At 69.6% G+C, this 23,493-nt stretch carries 16 protein-coding genes; 2 read left to right on the top strand and 14 right to left on the bottom strand.

The genetic code is table 11. The annotated features are described in order from the left end of the window. Positions 1-136: 136 nt before the first annotated feature. The 12 genes from proB to IG99_RS19240 all read right to left on the bottom strand — a co-directional run bounded on the left by proB (position 137) and on the right by IG99_RS19240 (position 17,800). Positions 137-1,240 (bottom strand): glutamate 5-kinase, encoded by a 1,104-nt coding sequence (gene proB / locus IG99_RS19295; RefSeq protein ID WP_037675631.1) that lies wholly within the window; start codon positions 1,238-1,240, stop codon positions 137-139. A gap of 123 nt (positions 1,241-1,363) precedes the next feature. Continuing rightward, positions 1,364-2,596 (bottom strand): glycosyltransferase family 2 protein, encoded by a 1,233-nt coding sequence (locus IG99_RS19290; RefSeq protein WP_037675629.1) that lies wholly within the window; start codon positions 2,594-2,596, stop codon positions 1,364-1,366. Positions 2,597-2,774: 178 nt separating this feature from the next. Continuing rightward, the gene (locus tag IG99_RS19285; RefSeq protein WP_037675627.1) at positions 2,775-4,877 is read right to left on the bottom strand and encodes a hypothetical protein; all 2,103 of its coding nucleotides are present in this window, start codon (positions 4,875-4,877) and stop codon (positions 2,775-2,777) included. 154 nt (positions 4,878-5,031) lie between these two features. After that, positions 5,032-6,531, bottom strand: a complete 1,500-nt coding sequence (locus IG99_RS19280) for a bifunctional cytidylyltransferase/SDR family oxidoreductase (RefSeq protein WP_037675625.1) — start codon at positions 6,529-6,531, stop codon at positions 5,032-5,034. A 324-nt stretch (positions 6,532-6,855) separates the two neighbouring features. Further along, positions 6,856-8,415: an alkaline phosphatase D family protein gene (locus IG99_RS19275; protein WP_037675623.1), complete on the bottom strand. Its 1,560-nt coding sequence runs from the start codon at positions 8,413-8,415 to the stop codon at positions 6,856-6,858. Between the two features lie 184 nt (positions 8,416-8,599). After that, a complete protein-coding gene (obgE, locus tag IG99_RS19270; RefSeq protein ID WP_037675621.1) occupies positions 8,600-10,036 on the bottom strand; it encodes a GTPase ObgE in 1,437 nt (478 codons plus the stop codon). 126 nt (positions 10,037-10,162) lie between these two features. Further along, entirely contained in the window at positions 10,163-10,417 is a 255-nt protein-coding gene (gene rpmA / locus IG99_RS19265) for a 50S ribosomal protein L27 (RefSeq protein ID WP_030317577.1), read from the bottom strand. A gap of 14 nt (positions 10,418-10,431) precedes the next feature. Continuing rightward, positions 10,432-10,752, bottom strand: a complete 321-nt coding sequence (gene rplU, locus IG99_RS19260; RefSeq protein WP_007381993.1) for a 50S ribosomal protein L21 — start codon at positions 10,750-10,752, stop codon at positions 10,432-10,434. Positions 10,753-10,955: 203 nt separating this feature from the next. After that, complete coding sequence (locus IG99_RS19255) at positions 10,956-11,195, bottom strand: SUKH-3 domain-containing protein (protein WP_037675617.1); 240 nt, start codon at positions 11,193-11,195, stop codon at positions 10,956-10,958. A 125-nt stretch (positions 11,196-11,320) separates the two neighbouring features. Beyond that, the gene (locus IG99_RS19250; protein ID WP_037675616.1) at positions 11,321-15,649 is read right to left on the bottom strand and encodes an Rne/Rng family ribonuclease; all 4,329 of its coding nucleotides are present in this window, start codon (positions 15,647-15,649) and stop codon (positions 11,321-11,323) included. A gap of 272 nt (positions 15,650-15,921) precedes the next feature. Further along, positions 15,922-16,686, bottom strand: coding sequence for a TIGR03936 family radical SAM-associated protein (locus IG99_RS19245; protein WP_037675615.1), 765 nt, complete (start codon positions 16,684-16,686; stop codon positions 15,922-15,924). A 46-nt stretch (positions 16,687-16,732) separates the two neighbouring features. After that, positions 16,733-17,800, bottom strand: coding sequence for a hypothetical protein (locus tag IG99_RS19240; protein WP_037675613.1), 1,068 nt, complete (start codon positions 17,798-17,800; stop codon positions 16,733-16,735). 275 nt (positions 17,801-18,075) lie between these two features. On the opposite strand from IG99_RS19240, the gene IG99_RS48770 reads away from it, so the two are divergent. Together IG99_RS48770 and IG99_RS19230 are read left to right on the top strand one after the other, a co-directional pair. Further along, positions 18,076-18,294 (top strand): hypothetical protein, encoded by a 219-nt coding sequence (locus IG99_RS48770; protein WP_037675612.1) that lies wholly within the window; start codon positions 18,076-18,078, stop codon positions 18,292-18,294. A 217-nt stretch (positions 18,295-18,511) separates the two neighbouring features. Next, positions 18,512-19,519: a hypothetical protein gene (locus IG99_RS19230; protein WP_037675610.1), complete on the top strand. Its 1,008-nt coding sequence runs from the start codon at positions 18,512-18,514 to the stop codon at positions 19,517-19,519. Between the two features lie 18 nt (positions 19,520-19,537). Here the strand turns inward: IG99_RS19230 and IG99_RS19225 are convergent, their stop codons facing one another. Both IG99_RS19225 and IG99_RS19220 read right to left on the bottom strand, forming a co-directional pair. Then, positions 19,538-20,989 (bottom strand): Yip1 family protein, encoded by a 1,452-nt coding sequence (locus IG99_RS19225; protein WP_037675608.1) that lies wholly within the window; start codon positions 20,987-20,989, stop codon positions 19,538-19,540. Between the two features lie 72 nt (positions 20,990-21,061). Further along, positions 21,062-23,440, bottom strand: a complete 2,379-nt coding sequence (locus IG99_RS19220) for an ATP-binding cassette domain-containing protein (protein ID WP_037675607.1) — start codon at positions 23,438-23,440, stop codon at positions 21,062-21,064. Between the last annotated feature and the right edge of the window lie 53 nt (positions 23,441-23,493).

The raw sequence follows: 23,493 nt of genomic DNA, 5'->3' as shown, positions 1-23,493 counted from the left end.
AGCAGTGCTCGTGCGGAACGGGTCCCCTCGAGACACAGTTGAGCAGGCCGGAGGGGATCGTGGGGCGGTTTCACGGAACGTCCCCCACCGAGAGCGGGCGTTCGATCGCTGTTTACGCTGTCGGCTCCGCGCGGAGTCAGCGCAGGATCACCAGGTCGTCCCGGTGGACGACCTCGCGCTCGTACTCGGCGCCCAGCTCGCGGGCCAGCTCACGGGTGGAGCGGCCGATCAGCCGGGGGATCTCCTTGGCATCGAAGTTGACGAGCCCGCGCGCCACCGCCTGGCCCCGGGTGTCCCGCAGTTCGACGGGGTCCCCGGCGCTGAACTCGCCCTCGACGGCCGCGATCCCGGCCGGCAGCAGGGACTTGCGCCGCTCGACGACCGCCCGTACGGCACCGTCGTCCAGGGTCAGGGCCCCCTGCGGGGTGGAGGCGTGCTGGAGCCACAGCAACCGACCGCCGGAGCGTTTGCCGGTGGAGTGGAAGTAGGTGCCGGTGTCGCCGCCGGAGAGCGCGTCGGCGGCGTGCACGGCGCTGGTGAGGACGACGGGGATACCGGCGGCGGCCGCGATCCGGGCCGCCTCGACCTTGGTGACCATGCCGCCGGTACCGACGCCCGCCTTGCCCGCGCTGCCGATGTCCACGTGCGCGAGGTCCTCGGGCCCGTGGACCTCCGCTATCCGCGAGGTGCCGGGCTTGCTGGGGTCGCCGTCGTAGACGCCGTCCACGTCGGACAGCAGCACCAGCAGGTCGGCGTGCACGAGGTGGGCGACGAGGGCCGCGAGGCGGTCGTTGTCACCGAAGCGGATCTCGTCCGTGGCTACGGTGTCGTTCTCGTTGACGATCGGGAAGGCACCCATCGCCAGCAGCTTGTCGAGGGTGCGGGAGGCGTTGCGGTGGTGGGCGCGACGGCTCATGTCGTCGCTGGTCAGCAGCACCTGGCCGACGCGGACGCCATAGCGGGCGAAGGAAGCGGTGTAGCGGGCCACCAGCAGGCCCTGGCCGACGCTGGCGGCGGCCTGCTGGCGCGCGAGGTCCCTGGGGCGGCGGCGCAGGCCCAGCGGAGCGAGCCCGGCGGCGATGGCACCGGAGGAGACCAGGACGATCTCCCTCTCTCCCCCGCTGCGGCTCTTGGCGAGGACGTCGACGAGCGCGTCGACGCGGTCTGCGTCGAGGCCGCCGGACGCGGTGGTCAGCGACGAGGAGCCCACCTTGACGACGATCCTGCGGGCCTCGCTCACGGCCTGCCTTGCCCCTGCCACCTTGGTGTCTGTCCCCTCGCGCAATGACGGCTACCCGCCTGGCAATCTACGCGAAGGGGACCCCCGGGCGCGCGCCGGTCCAGCTCCCGGACAGCCGCCGCCCTACGCCGCGGTCGCGCCGCCCGGCCTGCTCCCGCGCGAGGGGAGCGCTCGGCGCAGCGTGCGCCGCACCTTGCGCTTGGCCCGGCGGAGGAACGTCTCCGCCGGTCCCTTGCGCCAGCCCGGGTAGCCCTTGGCCTCGCGCGCTTCGGCGAGGTAGACGCGGTCGGGGACGCCCGCCTTGCGGTCCCGGAAGTGGGGATAGGCGAGGTAGAGCCGGGTGTTCTGCTTCTTCAGGACCGGGTCGGGCTCGCGCTTGGCCTTGACGAACTCGAGGACGTCCTTGAGCAGGTCGGGGCGCTGCATGGCCACCAGGTGCAGCCGCAGCCGCTCCTGGACCTTGATGCGCTGCGCGACGCCCTCGTTCCAGTGGGCGTCCATCAGCGGCTTGGCCAGCTCCATCTTGGTGCGCCGGACCTCCTCGCTGTCCCGCAGGAACACCGGCCCGAACTGCGGCAGCAGGGTCACGGTGAAGGGGCGGACCATCAGCACGTCCCGCTTGGGGCCCGCCGGAACCATCCGCTCGATGAGGCCCATCAGGGCGCGTGCGGAGTCGAAGCGCAGGGTGTAGCTGCCGCTCTTGGTGACGTGCTTGCCGTCGTCGCGGCCCACCAGGTAGTAGCAGGTGTGGTCGGCGACGACGGAGATGCCGTCGGCCCGCAGATACGCCTCCAGCGTGAACAGCGCGTCCTCGCCGGTCCACAGGGACTCGTCGAAGCGCATGCCGTGACGTTCCAGCAAGGCGCGGCGGAAGAGCTTCTGGGCGCTGAGCGTGAACTTGATGTTGGAGGAGTAGACGTCGGTGCGCTCAAGCGTCTTGTTGAACATCGACTTGGGCGCGTTGCGGTTGACGCCCTCGACCTTGCCGAGCACCACGTCGGTGCCGGCCTTGTCGGCCATGGCGACCATGCGCTCCAGGGCCTCGGGGCCGAGCCGGTCATCGGCGTCGAGGAAGAAGACGTAGCGCCCGGCGGCCTTGCCGAGGCCGACGTTGCGTGGACCGCTGGGGCCGCCGGAGTTCTCCTGGCGGATCACCGTCACGGGCATCGGGGCACGTGCGGCGAACTCCTCCAGGTACTCGCCGGTGCCGTCCTTGGAACCGTCGTCGACGGCGACGACCTCGATGCGGGCCGGGTCCAGAGTCTGCGCTTCGACGGACGCGAGGCACTCGACCAGATACGGCATCGCCTCGTACGCCCCGATGACCACGGTGACGTCAGGCTGCGTAACGGCCACGTTTCCCCCTCATTACGGGGCGTTCACCCCGTATCAACTGCTTGGATACCAGGTAGACGGGTAACCGGAACATGCGGTTGCCTCCCCTCTTCAGTGATCCGCATCACAGGACTCAAACAGGTTCGGCCCCGAGGATCGCTCCTCGGGGCCGAACCCTGCTCACGGGCAAAACCTCAGGTCAGCCCGCCGTCACCCCCTCGGCGTCGCCGGAGGTCGTCACACGCTGCCCCGGGACCGCGTTCGCCAGTTCCGCCTGCTCGGCGGCGACCCGTGAGGTCTGGCCGACGTTGCGGGCCTCGGCCTTGAGCGCCAGGTTCGTCACGGCGGTGTTGAACTGCTGGATGGAGGTCGGCTCGTCCGGCCCCAGCAGGTACTGCTTCAGCTCCACCCGGTCCTCGGCCAGCGGGTCGGCGGCCGGGTCGCGTACGGCGTCCAGCAGCTCGCCGATCTCGACGGCGCTGTTGGACAGGATCACGGCCGCGCGCACCGCCGTGTTCTGCAGCTTGAACTCCTCCACCCCGAGCTCGGCGGAGTCCGTCACCGCGTACGGCTTGCCACTGGCGATGAAGTCGGAGACGACACTGGAGATGTCGGAGACCATCGCGTCGGAGACGTTGAAGCAGTCGTACAGGCGCGGCTGAGCGCCCGTGACGACGCGGTGCTCCCACGTCGGGATGGAACGCCAGTGGGCGTCGTTCCACTCGGCGCGCAGCCGGGCGATCTCCTGGTGCTTCCTGACGTCGACCATGCCGTCCCGGCTGCCCTCGGCCTCGTCGCCGTTGGCGCCACCGCCGCCGGACAGCTCGGCCAGGCGGGCCTCGACGCGGCTCAGCTCGGCCTTGGCCTCGGCCTGGACGGCCGCGTCGGTCTTGAAGGCGGGGTCGGCGGCGCGCTCGGCGGCGGCCTTCTCGATCAGGGACTTGATGCGCCGGTGGGCGGCGGCGGCCTTGGGGCTGCGGGTGCCGGTGAAGGGGTGCGGCTTGTACAGCACCCGGACCGGCGCGTCGGCCGTCAGCAGCCGCTTCACGATGTTCTCGCCCGCGAGCAGGATGGAGGTGTTGCCGGGGTTGTCGTCCCAGCCCTCCCAGGTCGGGGCGTACAGCACGGTGGGGATACGGCCCTCGGGCACGCCCTGCCAGGTCTCGATCGGCGCCAGCTGCGGGCGGCCGACCTCCACGATGTCCTCGTCGCGGACACCGACGTCGGCGATGGCGTAGCGGTCGCGGCCGGCCCGGCCGGCGGTCCACACCTCGTCGTACACCTTGCTGTACGGGTTGACGCTGGCGAGCTTGTCGCTGTCGCCGTGGCCGATGAAGACGTGCTTCATGGTGGGCACGCGCAGCATGTGGATGTTCTTGCCGACGTTCGCCGCGTACAGCGCGACCCGCACCGTGGCCAGGTTCATGTTCATCAGGTGCACCCCTCCGGGCACGCAGATGACGGGAACCGTGGTGGGCGCCAGGTTGGCCAGGATGACGCGCTCACGCAGGATGATCAGCGGCCGCGACTCCAGCTGCTCCATGGTCTCCAGCCACATGTTGACCTGGTAGGCGGAGTCCTTGGAGCCGGAGAAGTACAGCACCGTCTGCGGCTTGTACACGCCCAGCCAGTCGTCGACGGCGGCCAGCACCTGGTCGTCCCTCGGGGGCGTCTTCCTGCCGCGGGCGTACGGCATCAGCGCGACGACGTAGAGGCAGCCGAGCGCCAGGGTCAGGCCGATACCGACGAAGCCGGCCACGGAAGAGTCGGTGGCCGCCGAGACCAGGACGCCGATGACGGCCGCCAGGTCGAGGTGCAGGATCTTCTCCGCGGAGCGGCTCAGCAGCCGCTTCGGGGGCGCGTCCGGGATGCGGATGCGCGTCTTCAGGTCGACGTTGCGGGTGGCGACCGGCATCCGGCGGCGGTTGCGGATGAACGTGGTCAGCGCGCCGTGCGGGGCCTGGAGGCCGTAGAAGGCGATGAAGCAGGCGATCGCCGCGTAGAAGACCAGGTCGTCTCTGAGGTCCAGGCGGGCCAGCAGGAGCACCAGCAGCAGCTGTCGGATCAGGAAGCGGATCGACAGACCGGCCCGCACCTTGCTCAGGCGGCTGACGAGGTAGCTGCCCTTGCGGTGCAGATAGTGGTCCGACAGGTACGTCACGGCGGTCGCGGCCGCGAAGGCGGGGACGCTCGGGACGAGCGCGGCCAGCATGAGCGCCGGGAAGCCCAGCATCATGAGGACCGCCGCGGCCAGCTCGGCCGCGCTGCCGACCCGGGCGACGCGGATTGCGGTGGATATCACGGAGAACCTGCTCTTGGAGGGGGCCGGTTGCAAAGCTGAAAAGGTCCGGAAAATACCTTGTGAACGGTCTGGGAATTTTACGGACTCAGGCCTCTGCGAATGCCAGGTGAACCGGCAGCCACAGAGGCCTGAATAACAGAAGCTATTTAGATGATTATGCCACGCCGTCCTGGCGGTCCAGAACACTGGCGAGGGCCTGCTCGAACCCGGACGCCTTGCCCGCCGCCGCGGTCGGGTCCTGCTGGCGGACGTCGATGACGTGTCCCGTCAGCTCGGACAGCAGCACGTCCAGCGAGGTGCGGGCCACGGCCTCGGAGGAGAGCAGGCTGCCCGCGGGCTCCTGCCCGAAGGCCTTGGTGCGCATCGGGGTCGCCGTGCGCTCCGGGTTGACGCAGTTGACGCGGATGCCGTCGCCCGCCCACTCGTCGGACAGCGCCTGGGTGAGGTTCACCATCGCGGCCTTGGTCGAGGAGTAGAGGCTGTACTCGGCGCGGCCGCGGGTGTAGCTGCTGGAGGTGTACAGCAGCAACTGCCCCTTGGTCTCGGACAGGTACTTGTAGGAGGAGCGCGCGATCTGCACCGGCGCGAGGTAGTTGACCTTCAGCGCCTCCTCGATGGTGGCGTTGTCGGTCTCGGCCAACTTCCCTATGCGCAGCACGCCCGCGGTGTTGACGACGTAGTCGATGCGTCCGGTCTCCGCGTACGCCTTGGACAGCGCGTCGTCGACCTCCTCCGGGTTCTCCACGTGGGTGCCGGTGGTGGAGCGGCCCAGCGCGTACACCTTGGCGCCGTAGGACTCGGCGAGTTCGGAGATGTCCTTGCCGATGCCGTAGGAACCGCCGAAGACCACGACCGTCTTGCCGGTCAGCAGCTCGCGGTAGACCTCCTCGCCGTTCTGCTCGGGCGTGGCGGTGGAGGCGAGCTGGAACAGCTTGTCGGCGATGAAGACGTCGACGGGCTGGGTGACCTTCATGTTGTACTCGTCGCCCGCGACGACGTGGATCGGCACGTCCGGCAGGTACTTGAGCACGACGGAGCAGTCGTCGGTGGCCTGGAAGTTGGGGTCACCGGCGGCGACCTCGTAGGCCCGCTTGATCGTGGACAGCTTGAAGGCCTGCGGGGTCTGGCCGCGGCGCAGCCGGGAGCGGTCCGGGATCTCGGTGATGAACTCGCCGTCCTCGCCGTGGGTGCGGGTGACGATGATGGTGTCGGCGGACGGGATGGCAACGTCGACGGCCTGGTAGCGCTCCAGCGCCACGACGCAGTCGTCTATGACGCGCTGCGAGAGCAGCGGGCGCACGGCGTCGTGGAAGAGGACGTTGAGGTCCTCGCCCTCGCCCAGGCCCTCGCCGAGGGCGCTGATGGCGCGCTCGGTGGTCTCGTTGCGGGTGGTGCCGCCCTCGATGATCTTCTTGACCTTCGTGAGCCCGGCCTTGGCGACGATCTTCTCGATGTCGGGCACGTAACCGGGTGCCATCAGCACGATGATGTCATCGATGGAGTCCGCCTTCTCGAAGGTGGACAGGGTGTGCTCGATGACTGCCTTGCCGGCGATCTTCAGCAGCTGCTTGGGGATCGAGAGACCCACCCGCTGGCCGGTACCACCGGCCAGGATCACTGCGGTGGTACGGGGCTTGGCTATGTGCTGGGACACAGAGGACCTACCTTGGGGCGACAGGGAACGGGGGAATGGTCCCACTTGCGGCAACCGCAGTGCAAGGTGAGCGCCGTGCACCGCATATGTGCGCGCAACCCTGCATTCACCTTGCACTGCTGGTGATGGCCGAGGCCTTGTCGAACGCCCACTGGAATTGCTGTGAGTAACTCCACAAGTATCCGAGATTGCTCAAAGTGACGTCGGATGGACCCAGCGGCACCTTCGATGAACTGCTACCCCGGAAACGGCGAAAGGTGCCCGGAACGCGTCCCGGGCACCGCTCACACCAATTTCACGATCGTCGCGTCGGCCTTACGCGGGTCATACCACCCGCACACCCGGCTTCCCCGCGTCGACCCGCAACCGGGCCAGCGTGCCGGCCTTCGCGGTGGGCTTCAGCACCGTGTCCACGGTGCGCACCTGCGCGTCGACGCGGTCGCGGCGGATGTCGAAGAGGTGGTAGCCGCGGTGGGCGTCGACGAGCTTCCAGTGCGGGTTGTCCGCCCGGCGCGGGTCCCACTCCTTGCGGAAGGCGGCCTGGTCCTGGTCGCCGTTGCTGGAGATGGAGGTGCCGACGAACTCGGCACCGACGACGGCGGACTTCGGGTCGGCGAAGTCGGCCTTCAGGTCGCTGACCATCGTCAGGTGCCGGTCGCCGGTGAGCACCACCGGATTGCGCACGCTCCTGAACTCCTCCAGGAACTGGTTGCGTTCGGCCTGGTAGCCGTCCCAGGCGTCGTAGAACCACTGCTTGCCCGCGCCGACCAGCAGGTCCGTCTCGGCCATCATGATCTGCGAGGCGACGAGGTTCCAGCGGGCGGGCGAGTCGTGCAGCCCGTCGAGGAGCCACCGCTTCTGCGCGGCGCCGAGCATGGTGAGGGCCGGATTGCGGGCGCCCTCCTGGCTGGTGGCCTGGTCGCTGCGGTACTGCCGGGTGTCCAGCACGTTGAGCCGGGCCAGCCGCCCGAACTCCAGGCGGCGGTACATCCGGATGTGCGGCCCGTTCGGGATCGCCGCGGCACGCACCGGCATGTGCTCGTAGTACGCCTGGTAGGCCGCGGTCAGCCGGGCCACGAACGCGTCGTGCGTCTGCTTGTCGGGGTCCTGCGGAATCTCGCCGGCGAAGTCGTTGTCGACCTCGTGGTCGTCGAAGGTGACCACCCAGGGTGCGCCGGCGTGCATCTTCTGCAGGTGCGGGTCGGTGCGGTACTGGGCGTACCGGTTGCGGTACTGGGTGAGGGTGTACGGCTCGCCGCTCCCCTCGTGCTTGCGCAGCGCGGTCGCCGAGGGCGTCGACTCGTAGATGTAGTCGCCGACGAAGAGGACGACGTCCGGATCCTGGGCCAGCATGTCGGCGTACGCCGTGAAGTAGCCCTGCTGCCAGTTCTGGCAGGAGGCGAGCGCAAGGCGCAACGAACCGCCGGAGCTGCGCGGGGCGGGCGCGGTGCGGGTGCGGCCGACCCGGGAGATCTGCCCGCCGGCGCGGAAGCGGTACCAGTACGCCCGCCCGGGCCACAGCCCCCGTACATCCACGTGAACGCTGTGCCCGTACTCGGGCCGCGCCTGGGCGACACCGCGCCGCACTCCCGTGCTGAACTTCTCGTCCGCGGCGATCTCCCACTCCACCGGCACGGCCTGGTCCGGCATGCCGCCGCCGTGCAGCGGATCGGGGGCGAGCCGCGTCCACAGCACCACCCCGTCGGGCAGCGGGTCGCCCGAGGCGACGCCCAGGCTGAACACCCCGTCGGGCAGCGCTTTCCCGGCGGCCCGGGCGGTCGACGGCAGCCACAACTGCGCGGAGGCGGCCGCCCCCACCACAGCCGCGCCGGCGGTGAGAAAGCGACGACGGTCGGACGAAACGGCTCGGGTCACGCCGGTCATCGGGGAACTCCCTTGTGTGGGTGGCCTCTTGACCATCGGAAGCTCCCACGCCAAGCGGGTCCGCCCGCTGAACGCCGACGTTCACGTACATGACAAAAAGAGAGACAAGAGAAAACCCGTTGCCCCTGGGGGGCAACGGGTTGAACGCGACTTTACGTCAGGTGGTCCGCACCTGCGGATACCCCTAGAACGGCTCGAATCCCTCGAACTCCTCCGACGCCTCGTCCCGCGCGGCCTGGCGGTCGCGGCGACGCTGGGTCGCGGGCCGCGGAGCCTCGAAGCGGTGGTCCTCGCCACGCCGGCCGAGCATCTCCGCACCGGACATCATGGACGGCTCCCAGTCGAAGACGACCGCGTTGTCCTCCGGACCGATGGCGACACCGTCGCCGGACCGGGCGCCGGCCTTCATCAACTCCTCTTCGACACCGAGCCGGTTGAGCCGGTCCGCGAGGTAGCCGACGGCCTCGTCGTTGTTGAAGTCGGTCTGGCGCACCCAGCGTTCGGGCTTCTCGCCCCGGACCCGGAACAGCCCCTCGTCCTCGCGGGTGACCGTGAAGCCGGTGTCGTCCACGGCCTTGGGCCGGATGACGATCCGCGTGGCCTCCTCCTTGGGCTTGGCCGCACGGGCCCGGCCCACGAGGTCCGCCAGCGCGAACGACAGCTCCTTCAGCCCCATGTGCGCGACGGCCGACACCTCGAAGACGCGGTAGCCGCGCGCCTCCAGATCGGGGCGCACCATCTCGGCGAGGTCCTTGCCGTCCGGTACGTCGATCTTGTTCAGGACGACGATGCGGGGGCGATTGTCGAGGCCGCCGTACTGCCGGAGCTCCTCCTCGATGATGTCGAGGTCGGAGACGGGGTCGCGGTCGGACTCCAGCGTGGCCGTGTCGAGGACGTGCACGAGCACACTGCACCGCTCGACGTGCCGCAGGAACTCAAGGCCCAGGCCCTTGCCCTGGCTGGCACCCGGGATGAGACCGGGGACGTCGGCGATGGTGTAGACGGTCGACCCGGCGGTCACCACACCCAGGTTCGGGACCAGCGTGGTGAACGGGTAGTCGGCGATCTTCGGCTTGGCCGCGCTCAGCACGGAGATCAGGGACGACTTCCCGGCGCTCGGATAGCCGACCAGCGCCACGTCGGCGACGGTCTTCAGCTCCAGGACGATGTCGTGCAGGTCCCCCGGCTCCCCGAGCAGCGCGAACCCGGGCGCCTTGCGCCGCGCGGACGCCAGCGCCGCGTTGCCGAGGCCGCCCCGGCCGCCCTGTGCGGCGACGAAGGACGTGCCGTGCCCGACCAGGTCGGCCAGCACGTTGCCCGCCCTGTCGAGGACGACCGTGCCGTCCGGCACCTCGAGGACCAGGTCCTGCCCGTCCTTGCCGGACCGGTTGCCGCCCTCACCGGGCTTGCCGTTGGTGGCCTTGCGGTGCGGGGAGTGGTGGTAGTCGAGGAGGGTGGTCACCGACTGGTCGACGGTGAGGATCACGTCGCCGCCGCGTCCGCCGTTCCCGCCGTCCGGACCGCCCAGCGGCTTGAACTTCTCCCGGTGGACGGAGGCACAGCCGTGACCTCCGTTACCCGCGGCGACATGCAGTTCGACGCGGTCCACGAAGGTGGTCATGGTGGGGTGCCTCCAGCACTTCAGTACGTACGAGCTTGTCTATTGCGTAACACGCGAAAGGCGGACCCGCCTTCCCGCCCGGGAAGTGAGGTCCGCCTCGCGAAAGATTCCGATCTAAGCCTGACCTCAGGCGACCGGAACGATGTTCACGACCTTGCGGCCACGGTGGGTGCCGAACTGCACCGAACCGGCCTGCAGGGCGAACAGCGTGTCGTCGCCGCCGCGGCCGACGCCGGAGCCCGGGTGGAAGTGGGTGCCACGCTGACGGATCAGGATCTCACCCGCGTTGACGACCTGACCGCCGAAGCGCTTCACGCCGAGCCGCTGGGCATTGGAGTCGCGACCGTTCCGGGTGGACGATGCGCCCTTCTTGTGTGCCATTTCTCCTCAGTCCCTTACTTCGCAGCCGCGGGGATCTCAGTGACCTTGATCGCCGTGTACTGCTGGCGGTGGCCCTGACGACGGCGGTAGCCGGTCTTGTTCTTGTAGCGAAGGATGTCGATCTTCACACCCTTGTGGTGGTCCACGACCTCGGCCTGGACCTTGATGCCGGCCAGCACCCACGGGTCGCTGGTCACAGCGTCGCCGTCGACAACGAGCAGGGTCGAGAGCTCGACCGTGTCGCCAACCTTGGCGGTGGAAATCTTGTCAACCTCAACGATGTCGCCGACAGCAACCTTGTGCTGGCGACCACCGCTGCGCACGATGGCGTACACGCGGATCTCACTCTCTCGCTCGGGAACGGCACCCCCGCAGTCCAGCCGCCCGGGCATGAACACGAACGGCCTCTCCCAGCCACCGAAGTACCCGGGAGGAAGAGGTTTACGGGGATGTGGCGTGCCACTCGACACGCCGACGGTCAAGGTTACGGGGCTCGGCTTGAGGGGTCAAACCGGGCCCCGTGCTCTCAGTGTGGCGTTCAGCCGGGAAGCTGCAGCTTCTCCGCCTTCACGCCCCTGATCAGGTTCTCCAGCGCATCGTCCGAGGGTCCCAGACGGAACGCCCAGGCGGCGAGAAGGTACAGGACACCGTCTTCGTCGATCCCCAGGAAGAACTCCGTCCCCACCTCACCGAGGGGGTGGAACCCCCGGCCGAAACGCTCCGACAGGTCCTCGAACCTGTCCTCCTCGCCCACCGCCGAGGTGGCCTTCGTCGCCATGATGGAGACCAGAACCGGGCAAGGCCGAACGAACGCAGAAGCGCGGGACACGGTGTGATCCGGTGTCCCGCGCTTCTGTGTTCGCGGCGTCTGACGGGTGGAGGTCAGTCTCCCGTCGGCAGAGGTCAGTCCTCCGTGGTGGCGGAGACGGACGGCGCCGTCTGTTCCGCGGCCGACGTCTTCTTGGCCGTGGCCTTCTTCGCCGTGGCCTTCTTCGCCGTCGTCTTCTTCGCGGCCGTCTTCTTGGCGGCCGCGGTCTTCTTGGTCGCGGCCTTCTTCGCCGTGGCCTTCTTCGCCGTCTTGCGCGCGGCCGTCTTCTTGGCCGGCGCGGCGTCCTCGCCCGCCTCGTCGGCGGCCGGGGCCTCGGCGGCAGGAGCCTCCGTGGCCTCTTCCGCCGGGGTCGCGGGGACGACCACGACGGCCGTCTGCTCGGCCGCGGTGGGCGCGGTGGCCTTGCGCACGGCACGGCGTCGGGGGCGGGCCGGAGCGGCGCTCTCGGCGGGAGCCTCTGCGTCGACCGCGGCGGCCTCGGCGGCCGGAGCTGCCTCAGCCGGCTCCGCCGCCTTCGGCTCCGCGGGCTCGGCGACCGTCAGCACGGCGGCCTCCGCCCCCGCGGGCGAACCGGCGGGTGCGGACACCTTGCGGGTCGCACGGCGGCGCGTACGGCCCTTCGGCGCGGCTTCCTCGGCGGCCGGAGCCTCGACGACCGGGTCCTCGGCGGCGATCGGCTCGGCCTGCGCGGCGGTGGCCTCCTGCGGCAGCACCGGACGCTCGACCTCTTCCTCGGCCGTGACGTCCTGAGCCGTCGGCTGAACCAGCGGCTGACCCGGCTGCGAGGCCTGCGCTGCCTCGGCCTTCGCACCGCCCTTCGAGGCGCCGTCCCTCGACGCGCGGCCCTTCGGGGCTTCGGCCTTGGGCGCACCGGCCGGTGCCGACACCCGCCGGCTCGCCCGGCGCCTGCCGCGACCGCGACCGGCGGCGGCCTCCGCCTCCGCGACGCTGCTGTACAGCTCCTCGTCCGGCGCGAAGTCGGGGGCGCTGAGGGCCACCGGCTCGGCCACCTCGGCGACGATCTCGGCCTCGCTCTCCGCCTCCTCCTCGGCGGTCAGCACGGCCTCGGTGGTCTCGAGGGCCACGGCCTCGTGCTCGTGGACGTGTCCGTCGCCGCCCCGGCCGCGCTTCTTGCGCTTGCCGCCGCCTCCGGCGGAGGTCGGCTGCTCCATGTGGACGATGACTCCGCGCCCGTTGCAGTGCACGCAGGTCTCGGAGAACGACTCCAGCAGCCCCTGGCCGACCCGCTTGCGGGTCATCTGCACCAGCCCCAGCGAGGTCACCTCGGCGACCTGGTGCTTCGTACGGTCGCGGCCCAGGCACTCGAGGAGGCGACGCAGCACCAGATCCCGGTTGGACTCCAGCACCATGTCGATGAAGTCGATGACGATGATGCCGCCGAGGTCGCGCAGCCGCAGCTGGCGCACGATCTCCTCGGCCGCCTCCAGGTTGTTCCTGGTGACCGTCTCCTCGAGGTTGCCGCCCTGGCCGGTGAACTTGCCGGTGTTGACGTCGACGACGACCATCGCCTCGGTCCGGTCGATCACCAGCGAACCGCCGCTGGGCAGCCAGACCTTGCGGTCCAGCGCCTTGGCGAGCTGCTCGTCGATCCGGTAGGTGGCGAAGACGTCGACCTCGGAGGTCCACTTCGACAGGCGCTCGGCCAGGTCCGGGGCGACGTGCGAGACGTAGCCGTGGATGGTCGACCAGGCCTCGTCACCGCTGACGACGACCTTGGAGAAGTCCTCGTTGAAGATGTCGCGCACGACCCGGACGGTCATGTCCGGCTCGCCGTACAGCAGCGTCGGGGCGTTGCCGCTCTTCGCCTTCTTCTTGATGTCCTCCCACTGCGCCTGGAGCCGCTCGACGTCACGGCGCAGCTCGTCCTCGCTCGCGCCCTCGGCGGCGGTGCGCACGATGACGCCCGCGTCCTCGGGGACGATCTTCTTGAGGATGGTCTTCAGCCGGGCCCGCTCGGTGTCGGGCAGCTTGCGGCTGATGCCGGTCATCGAGCCCTCGGGGACGTACACGAGGTAGCGGCCCGGCAGGGAGACCTGGCTGGTGAGGCGGGCGCCCTTGTGCCCGATGGGGTCCTTGGTGACCTGGACGAGCACCGACTGGCCCGACTTCAGCGCCGACTCGATACGGCGCGGCCCGTTGGACATGCCCAGCGCCTCGAAGTTGACCTCACCGGCGTACAGGACGGCGTTGCGTCCCTTGCCGATGTCGATGAAGGCGGCCTCCATCGACGGCAGCACGTTCTGGACCTTGCCCAGGTAGACGTTGCCGACGTACGAGGTCGACTGCTCCTTGTTGACGTAGTGCTCGACGAGCACGCCGTCCTCCAGGACGCCGATCTGCGTGCGCTCACCGCTCTGCCGGACGACCATCACGCGCTCGACGGCCTCGCGGCGGGCCAGGAACTCCGCCTCGGTGATGATCGGGACCCGGCGACGGCCCTGCTCGCGCCCCTCGCGGCGGCGCTGCTTCTTCGCCTCCAGACGGGTGGAGCCCTTGATGGACTGCACCTCGTCGGACGGCTCGGCCTTCGGGCGGGGCTCGCGGACCTTCACGACGGTGCGCTCGGGGTCGCCCTCGCCGGGCTCGGCCTCGGCGGCGGAGTCACCGGCCCGACGGCGACGGCGACGGCGGCGACGGCTGCTGGAGCTGGACCCGCCGGCATCCTCCTCGCCGTGCCTGTCGTCGTCCTCGCCGTCCTCTGCGTCCTCGCCGTCCTCGGTGTTTTGCTCGGCGGTGTCCTCGGCGTCCTGCTCAGCCTGCTCGGCGGTGTCCTCGTCGGACTCGGCGTCACCGGACTCGCCGCCCTCGGCGTCACCGGAGTCGCCCCGACGGCGACGCCGGCCGCCACGCCGACGGCGACGCCGCGACCCGGTCTCCTCCGTGTCGTCGCCCTCGGCGCCGTCCTCGGCCGACTCCTCGGCCTCCTCCGCCTCAGCGGTCTCGACGGTCTCGGCGGTCACGGCGGCCCGGCCGGACTCGGCCTCCTCGCCGCCCGCACCCCGGCGCCTACGGCGGCGCCGCGACCCGGTCTGCTCCTCCGGGAGCTCTGCGGCGGCCTCGGTCTCCACGGTCTCCTCGGCCACGTCGTCGGCGGCCTCAGCGGCCGCCTCGGCGGCGGCTCGCTCCGGAGTCTGGAACCTCGGCTCGGCGAACACCGGCGCCTGGAACAGGGCGACAGTGGGACGCGCCGGCCGACGCGGTGCATCGGCCTCCCCGGCCTCCGCCCGCCCGGGCTCGGAGAACCCGACAGCGGCCTTGCGCACAGCCCGCCGCCGGGCACGGCGCGGCGAGCCGCCCTCGTCACCCTGAACACCGGCGTCCTCGGCGGACGCGGCAGCGGCGGCGGTACGGGTGCCCGCACCCTCGGCGGCCTCGGAAGGGGCCTCACCGTTCGCAGCGGGTGCCTCCGACGCCGGTGTGCCGGCGGACTCGCCCTCGGCCACGGTGGTGGTCGCGGAGGTCGGGGCCGTCTCGTCGCTCACGGACGTCTCGGCGGGAGCGGCGACGCGGCGCGTGGCCCGGCGACGCACCCGACGCGGAGCGTCCTCCTCAGCGGGGGCGACGGGCTCAGCGGGGGCGGCGGCCTCTCCGGCGACGGCGTCCACCGTCTCGGCGGTCTCGGCAGTCTCAGCGGCCTGAGCGCCCTCGGTCTCCTTGGGCTCACCCACGGGCGCGGACGCCCGGCGCGTGGCACGACGGCGCGGGCGCGCGGCCCCGTCGGCCTCGGCAGCGGCGGCCACCTCGGCGGTCTCGGCGGCGGGAGTGGCCTCCGCGGCACCGGATGCGTGGGCCGCGCTGTCGACCACCTCGGCCTGGGCGGGGGCCCCGGCGGGCGCTGACGCGCGGCGCGTGGCCCGACGGCGGGGACGGGCCGGAGCAGCCGGCTCGGCCTCTCCCGCCTGCGCCGATCCGTCGGCAGCGGGGGCAGCGGTCTCCTCCGGCACGACGGTCTCCGCGGCAGCGGCAGCGGCAGCCACCGGCACGACGGTCTCCGCGGCCTCGACCGCGGCCGGAGCCCCGGCGGGCGCTGACGCACGGCGCGTCGCCCGACGACGGCTACGTGCGGGCGCGGCCTCCTCGGCGGGAGCCTGAGACCCGGCGGTCACCGTCGCCTCAGAAGCTTCGGTGGCCTCGACGGCCTCGGTCGCCTCGACGGTCACAACCGTCTCGTCGAGCTTTTCTTCCTCGTCCTCCGCCGCAGCCGGTATGGCCGGCGCGACAATCTCCGCCTGCTCCTCCGCGGAGACGGCATCCGCACCGGTCGGCGGACCGGCCGGGCGGGACGCGGCACGGCGCCGGCGGCGCGGCGGCAGCGTGTCGCTGGGGCTGTTGTTCGATTCGGAATCCGTCACGGACTCGTTGGGTTCGGTCGGCTCGAGCATGCGGGCGTTTCTCCCGTCAGGCTCCCGGGCGCCGCGCCTGGTCCGGCGTCGATCACATCGATCGCCGTTGACGTCCGCGGCTCGCGCGATGCGCGGTGCCGCCGTCCGGGGCGCGGGCGCCACACGGGAGCTCTCTGTGTCCTGTCTCGCCGGTTCCGTACGCCGAATGCGTACGGCCTGGCGAAAGTCTTGTGGTCAGTGCGCTGCCCGACCCAGGTGGCTCCCGAGTCCGAGGGCGGCGCTACGACGTCCGTCCCTTCGCGGGACCTTCCTTACGCCGGCACCTTCGCGGCGGCAGTCGGGGCGGCCGTTGTGAGGGCCTCCGCTGCCTCGCGGTCGGGCGCGAGCGGGTCGGTCACCGTGCCGGTCTCTTCATCGAGCAGCCCCTGCGCCAGCCTGGTCACCGCTGCGGGGACCGGCGGCGCCAGGTCGGCCACGGCGCGGAGACCGGACAGGACGTCGTCGGGTCGAACGGCAGGCGTCACGTGCCGAACAACCAGCCGCAGTATCGCACAGGGCTGGTCGGTCGGCCTATCAGCCGGATCACTCTGCGTTTCAAGTTGTACGACCGCGGGTCGGGCGTCGAAGGTGCGGACGCCGTTCTTGGTCTTGCGCTGGACCTCGACGGCCTCGGCCCCGTTGAAGGCCTCGACCGCGCGGCCGGCGTCGGCGGGGTCCGCCCCGTCCAGCCGCAGCTCCCACACGGAGGCGGTCAGCCGGTCGGCCAGACCCGGAGTGCGGGCCTCGACCGCGTCGATGATGTCGAGCCCGGTGGGCATCGACTCGTCGAGGAGGAGCCTGAGTTTCTCGGGGTCGCGCGCCTCGGTGAGCGCGATCTCCAGGTACTCCGCCTCACTGCCCGTGCCGGTGGGTGCGGCATTGGCGTACGACACCTTCGGATGTGGCGTGAATCCCGCCGAGTACGCCATCGGCACCTCGGCACGACGCAACGCACGCTCGAAGGCGCGCTGGAAGTCACGGTGGCTGGTGAACCGGAGGCGGCCGCGCTTGGTGTAACGCAGTCGGATGCGCTGCACCGCGGGTGCGGGCGGCGGGCCTTCGGGCTGTCGCTTGCCCAGTGTCCTAGTCCTTCGTGAGAGCGGTCGTACTGCTACCAAGAGTACGTGTCTCGCGGCCCGAGGGTTCCCGCCGGGCCACCGCCTCCCGCTCCCGCGGCGCACCGAGGAGCATGCGGCGGAGGTCGGCGCGCGCCTGCCGTACCGAGTCGCGGGCGGCGGCGAGGGCCTGCCGGGTGGCCCGTCGAACGGCGCGGGCGGCCTCGGCGGCGGGCCGCAGCACCAGGTCCCGTACGACGTGCCCCACCGGGGTCAGCACCGTGCGGTACACCCACCGCACCGGCTCCACGAAGATCCACCGCAAGAGCGTCCCCAGAAACCGCCCCACGGCGCGCGAGACGTACCCCGCGATCCGCCAGGCGTGCCCGAGCGCGTCCCACACCTCGCGCCCGATCACCGCGAGGACGCGCCCGACGGGCGTGAGGATCCAGCGCCACGCGGCGAGCGCGGGCAGCACGATCAGGATGCGGGTGGTCCAGTACAGGACCATGCCGACCAGCCGCACGAGCCCGGTCACGCACCGGGCGACGGCCCGGCCGACGGGCGCGAGGATCCACTCGTACAGCCACATGGCGGGTACGACGACCAGATACCGGGCGAGCCGGGCCACGGCGGTGTACACGCCGAGGCCGAGGGCGGCGAACCCGGCTCCGATGCCCCTGAGCAGCCACATGATCCCGTGCCCGATGGGCGTCAGCCCGTGCGCGTACAGCCACGCGAGGCCGTGTCCGACCGGTGTGAGCACATACCGGTGGAACCACACGAGCGGCACGACGACGAGCACTTTCCCGAGCCAGGCCAGCGCCTTTCCGACGGGGACGAGGACGTAGCGCCAGAGGCCGACCACCGGCCACACGATCAGGGCCTTGCCGAGCCACAACAGCGCCCGCCCGAGCGGCCTGAGCACGGTGTCCCTCAGGACGCGCCCGACGACGACGAGCGCGTCCCACACCATCCGCACCGGCACGACGAGCACAAGCACCACGATCCGCACGGGAATCCGGATCGCGACGGTGAGACACCCTTCGGGCGGCGCCTGTCGCGGGGGCTGAACTGGTGGCTTTTCGAGGTCCATAACGGCGTAGACGCCACAGGCCCCCGTCCGGATCCCGTACGGCTCCGTCTGCTCCACTCGTCCTCGAACTCCCCACACCTGCGACAACACCGGGTCCGTCACCCGGGGTTCGCCTTGCGGGATGCGCCGACCGGGTGAAGAGTGGAGTCATAGGGCCGGGTCCGCAACGTATGAGGCAGCACACCTCGAAGCGCATCTGGAATCACCATGGCCAGAACCACCCGGCGGCATGCCTTCCACAGGGTCAACGCGTCCCTCTTGGCTGCGGCGCTCGCGTGTCCGGCAGGTCTGACGACTGCGGTGACAGTGTCTCAGGCCCACGGCGCGAGCAGGGCCGGCGTACCCGCGCAGACGACACCGCCTCCTTCGCCCCCGCCGACCCTCGAGTCGCCGTCCCCGTCGCCTCCCCCGTCGCCTCCCCCGTCGGCGCCGAGTGTCACGCCGACGCCCACACCCACCCCGTCGACATCGGGTGGTACGACGTCTCCGGGTGATACGGCGACTTCGGACCGAACGCCGTCATCTGACGGATCGTCAGGTTCCCATGACACGGGCACGGAGTCGGACACGGGCACGGGCACGGGCACGGGCACGGACCAAGGGACGACCGAACCTCCGGCGGAGCAAACGGAAGCAATTGAAGGCGTAACGACCACACTGGAGGAGAAGAAGGAACACGTACCCGCGGAACTCGTCCCGACCGTTGAAAAATTGACGGACACACTGCGGGCGGTCGAGGCCCCAAAGACGTCACCGCAGGACAGGCAAGGAGTCATCGAGAGCGTAGAACAGCTGACCATCGCGCTGGTGGCCATCAGCGCCCGCGGAACACCCGGCGAGCTGCGGGAACAGTTGATGGCGCTCGTGAAACAGGTGACTTCCACACTGGAGGTGGGCCACGACGAGAGCGTGCCGCCCGAGGAGCGGTCCATGCTCATCCTGGTGGTGAAGCGGACGACCTCCACGCTGCGCATGATCTGCGACCCCAAGACGCCACCGAAGCTGCGGGGTCATCTGATCGCGATCGTGCTGCAGGGGAACGACGCCTTGAAACGGAGTCACGGCTCGAACAAGTGGCGTTGGGCCATGATGCCGATGAGCAGCTCGGCCGACATCATCCAGGGCTACAAGTCGCCCCGGACGCAGCAGAAAGAGCTCGCGCAGCCGGACGGGGAACAGGAAGAGCTTGCCGAGACCACGCATCGAGTCAGTTCGATGGTGCAGAAGGTCAACGACCCCAGGACGTCAGAGGCGGACAAGGCGAAGGCCACGAAGGACGCCAAGGCAGAGACCGCTCGGATGAGGGAGCAGCAGGAGGAGGTCGCGGCGACTCAGGACCAGCCGAAGGACCCCCTCGGCAAGGCGGCCGAAACATGCACCAATGCCATATTCGATTCCACCGTGGAGCATGACCTCAGCGAGGGTCTGAAAGACCTGACCCCCAAGAGGTGGAACAGCGAAGGGGTCAAGGACTTCTGGAAGAGCAAGGAACAGGGCGACGAGTCGCTCGACGTCCTCGCCCAGTTGCGGAACGACGAGAGCACGCACGCGTCGTTCGAGATCACATCGCTCATCATCAAGCTCGCCGAGATACTGCCGGAAAAGGATCTGGTCGCGAACCTCGGTATGGGGTCCCTCTATTGCCAGAAGACCGCCGCGTATCTCGACGAGCTCGGGGTCACCGCGGGGTCCTGGCTTGCCAACAGCGGCGAGGAGTAGAGCCGCCTGGACTGCGTCTCAAGTGTCGGAAGGGCTCAGCAGTTCCGCGACGGGCACCTCTGCACTGGCACGGGCCTTGGCGGCACCATAACGGTCCGCCTCTCTTTTTTCTTCCCGGGGATCTCTCCTCCATACCTCAAAAGAGAACGAGGAGATCGAGGATATGATGCGTCGGCGCCCGGGAGACCAGATCGCTGTCACATAGCGCGGTTTGCGCGTCACGTTCACGAGGTTGTTGTTGTGCCGTATGAGCCCGCGATATATGAGCTGCTCTCCGCACAACGCCGGGGGGCAGTAATACTTCCGATCACTCACATTCCAGGTAGGATGAGGAGACCTGAACTCATCCACGTCGAGCTTCCCACGGTCCTTCCTGAGGTACGCGATCTGCAAGTCGACGCTCACCGTGTCATAAAGGGTATCCTCAGGAATTTCGAACACTTTCTTCAGCGTGTATTCCTGCCCGACGTCGAGCCAGTTGCCAGGACCGTAGAAATGACCGCTGCTTATAGGTGTGTACTTGATATTACCGACGTTCAGTTCCGCCTCCCCCTCACGTTCACCCCGCCTGCCCGAGCTCTCTCTCCATCCTGCGGACAGGTCCCCGGTCTGGAAATATTCAGCACTTCTTCCACGAACCGTGTAAATGTCGTTGATGATGTACACCGGAATCCCTCCAGTGTTTTTCATGTAAAGAGTCAACGGGACATGGACAAAGGGAAGATGCTGGTCCGCCCGAGACCTCCCGAACTCCGCTCTCAGGGAGAAGTGCATGGGCGCCGCAGCAGGCTGGTACATGGTGGAATACGCCAGGCTGACGCCGGTCAGGAGCGCTGTGGCGACCACTCCGGCCGCAAACCTTTTGGGTTGTGGAATACCCATCCACGACTTTTCGCGCACCAGAAGGAGGAGTGCCCAGAGAGACCAGCACAAGAGAGGAAGAAACACCAGCAGGTAGTACGTGAACTCCCTCTCTTCGAGCCACATGGACAGGAGGAGACTGTCAGTGGCCAGCGCGATGAGCACCCCGAGCAGAACAATCGCCCCAGAGGTCTTGTGCTGTCCTCTCCCCCAGTAGTCGAGTACCGCGATCGCTGCCGCACCTTGCACCACGCCAGACAGGACGAACAGAGCGCCACTGATCCGCTGCGCGAAAGTCAGGGCGCCGGAGGCGTCCGGCCATCCGATCACCGCGTTGAGGACCGTGGACGCGAGCAGTCCGGTCATCATGACCACGATGACCGACCGCCTTACCCAGGCGCGGTCGGGCCATGTCCTGCTGTCACCCCCGCGCCAGCAGAAGGACACCGGATCCTCCAGATCCATGTCCGGCGGACAGCCGTGGCGTGCGAGCAGCTTGCGCAACTCCCCCGATGACCAGGCGCTGCCCACCCTCTCGCCGCCCAGGGTGACCTGCCGCAGGCCACGCCTGTCCGGCGCCTCGACGACGACCCAGGGACGCAGACTCATGGATCCAGGCTCGAGCCGGAGCCGACGAGGCGCACGCGGAGCTACCCCGTTCGGCGCCCGCGAGAACCCCGGTCAGGCACCGACGTACGCCGCGAGGTGCTCCCCGGTGAGGGTGGAGCGGGCGGCGACGAGGTCGGCCGGGGTGCCCTCGAAGACGATGCGGCCGCCGTCGTGGCCGGCCCCCGGACCGAGGTCGATGATCCAGTCCGCGTGCGCCATGACCGCCTGGTGGTGCTCGATGACGATGACCGACTTGCCGGAGTCCACGAGCCGGTCGAGCAGGCCCAGCAGCTGCTCGACGTCGGCGAGATGCAGGCCGGTGGTCGGCTCGTCGAGGACGTAGACGCCGCCCTTCTCACCCATGTGCGTGGCCAGCTTCAGCCGCTGCCGCTCGCCACCGGACAGCGTGGTGAGCGGCTGGCCGAGGGTGAGATAGCCGAGACCGACGTCGGCGAGCCGGTCGAGGATCCTGTGCGCGGCCGGCGTACGCGCCTCGCCCGCGCCGAAGAACTCCTCGGCCTCGGTCACCGACATCGCCAGCACCTCGCTGATGTCACGGCCGCCGAGGTGGTGGTCGAGGACCGACGCCTGGAACCGCTTCCCCTCGCAGGCCTCGCAGGTGGTGGCGACGCCGGCCATCATCGCCAGGTCGGTGTAGACGACACCGGCACCGTTGCAGGCCGGGCAGGCACCCTCGGAGTTGGCGCTGAACAACGCCGGCTTGACGCCGTTGGCCTTGGCGAACGCCTTGCGGATCGGGTCGAGCAGTCCGGTGTACGTCGCCGGGTTGCTCCGTCTGGAGCCACGGATCGCGGTCTGGTCGACCGAGACCACTCCGTCCCGCCCGGACACCGAGCCGTGGATCAGCGAACTCTTGCCGGAGCCCGCGACCCCGGTGACGACGACCAGCGTGCCGAGCGGGATGTCGACGGCGACGTCCCGCAGGTTGTTCGTGGCGGCGCCGCGCACCTCGAGCACGCCCGACGGCTTGCGCACCGAGGGCTTCAGCACGGCCCGGTCGTCCAGATGCCGCCCGGTGAGCGTGCCACTGCCCCGCAGCCCCTCGACCGTGCCCTCGAACACCACCTCGCCCCCCTCCGCGCCGGCGCGCGGGCCGAGGTCGACGACGTGGTCGGCGATCGTGATCGCCTCCGGCTTGTGCTCCACGACCAGCACGGTGTTGCCCTTGTCGCGCAACTGGAGCAACAGACGGTTCATCCGCTGGATGTCATGGGGGTGCAGCCCGATCGTCGGCTCGTCGAAGACGTAGGTGACATCGGTGAGGGAGGAGCCGAGGTGGCGGATCATCTTGGTGCGCTGCGCCTCGCCGCCCGAGAGGGTGCCCGAGGGACGGTCGAGGCTGAGGTAGCCGAGGCCGATCTCGACGAACGAGTCGAGCGTGTGCGCCAGCGCGGTCAGCAGCGGCGCCACGGACGGATCGTCGAGCCCGCGGACCCAGTCGGCCAGGTCACTGATCTGCATCGCGCAGACGTCGGCGATGTTCTTCCCGTCGATCTTCGACGCCCGCGCCTCGGCGCTGAGCCGGGTGCCGTCGCACTCGGGACAGGTCGAGAACGTCACCGCCCGCTCCACGAAGGCGCGGATGTGCGGCTGCAGCGCGTCGACGTCCTTGGACAGGAACGACTTCTGGACCTTCGGGATCAGCCCCTCGTACGTCAGGTTGATCCCCTCGACCTTGATCTTGGTCGGTTCCTTGTGGAGCAGGTCGTGCAGCTCCTTCTTGGTGAACCGGCGGATCGGCTTGTCCGGGTCGAAGAATCCGCAGCCCCGGTAGATCCGCCCGTACCAGCCCTCCATGCTGTAGCCGGGGATCGTGAGCGCGCCCTCGTTGAGCGACAGGCTGTCGTCGTACAGCGCCGACAGGTCGAAGTCGGTGACCGCGCCCATGCCCTCACAGCGCGGACACATCCCGCCCAGCCGATTGAACGTGGCCTTCTCGGCCTTCGTCCTGCCACCGCGCTCGACGGTGATCGCACCGCTCGCCTTCACCGAGGGAACGTTGAACGAATACGCGTTGGGCGGCCCGATGTGGGGCTTCCCCATCCGACTGAACAGGATGCGCAGCATCGCGTTGGTATCCGTCACGGTTCCGACGGTCGAGCGGGCGTTGGCGCCCATCCGCTCCTGGTCCACGATGATCGCGGTCGTCAGCCCGTCCAGCACGTCGACCTCGGGCCGCGCCAACGTCGGCATGAACCCCTGCACGAACGCGCTGTACGTCTCATTGATCAGCCGCTGCGACTCCGCGGCGACCGTGTCGAAGACCAGCGAACTCTTGCCCGACCCGGACACACCGGTGAACACCGTCAGCCGACGCTTGGGAATCTCGACACTGACGTCCTTGAGATTGTTCACCCGCGCCCCGTGCACGCGAATCACATCATGGCTGTCGGCAGCATGCGGCACGTTCGACTCCCTCTCGGTCCTCATGGACCTCACCGTAGACGCGGCGCGGGGTCCGGCGCTTCTCGATTCCTGACCGC

The organism is Streptomyces griseus subsp. griseus (genome assembly GCF_000720255.1).
Taxonomy (GTDB): domain Bacteria; phylum Actinomycetota; class Actinomycetes; order Streptomycetales; family Streptomycetaceae; genus Streptomyces; species Streptomyces griseus_I.
The sequence above is the reverse complement of the archived record's forward strand: the minus strand, read 5'-3'. Positions and strand labels throughout refer to the sequence as shown.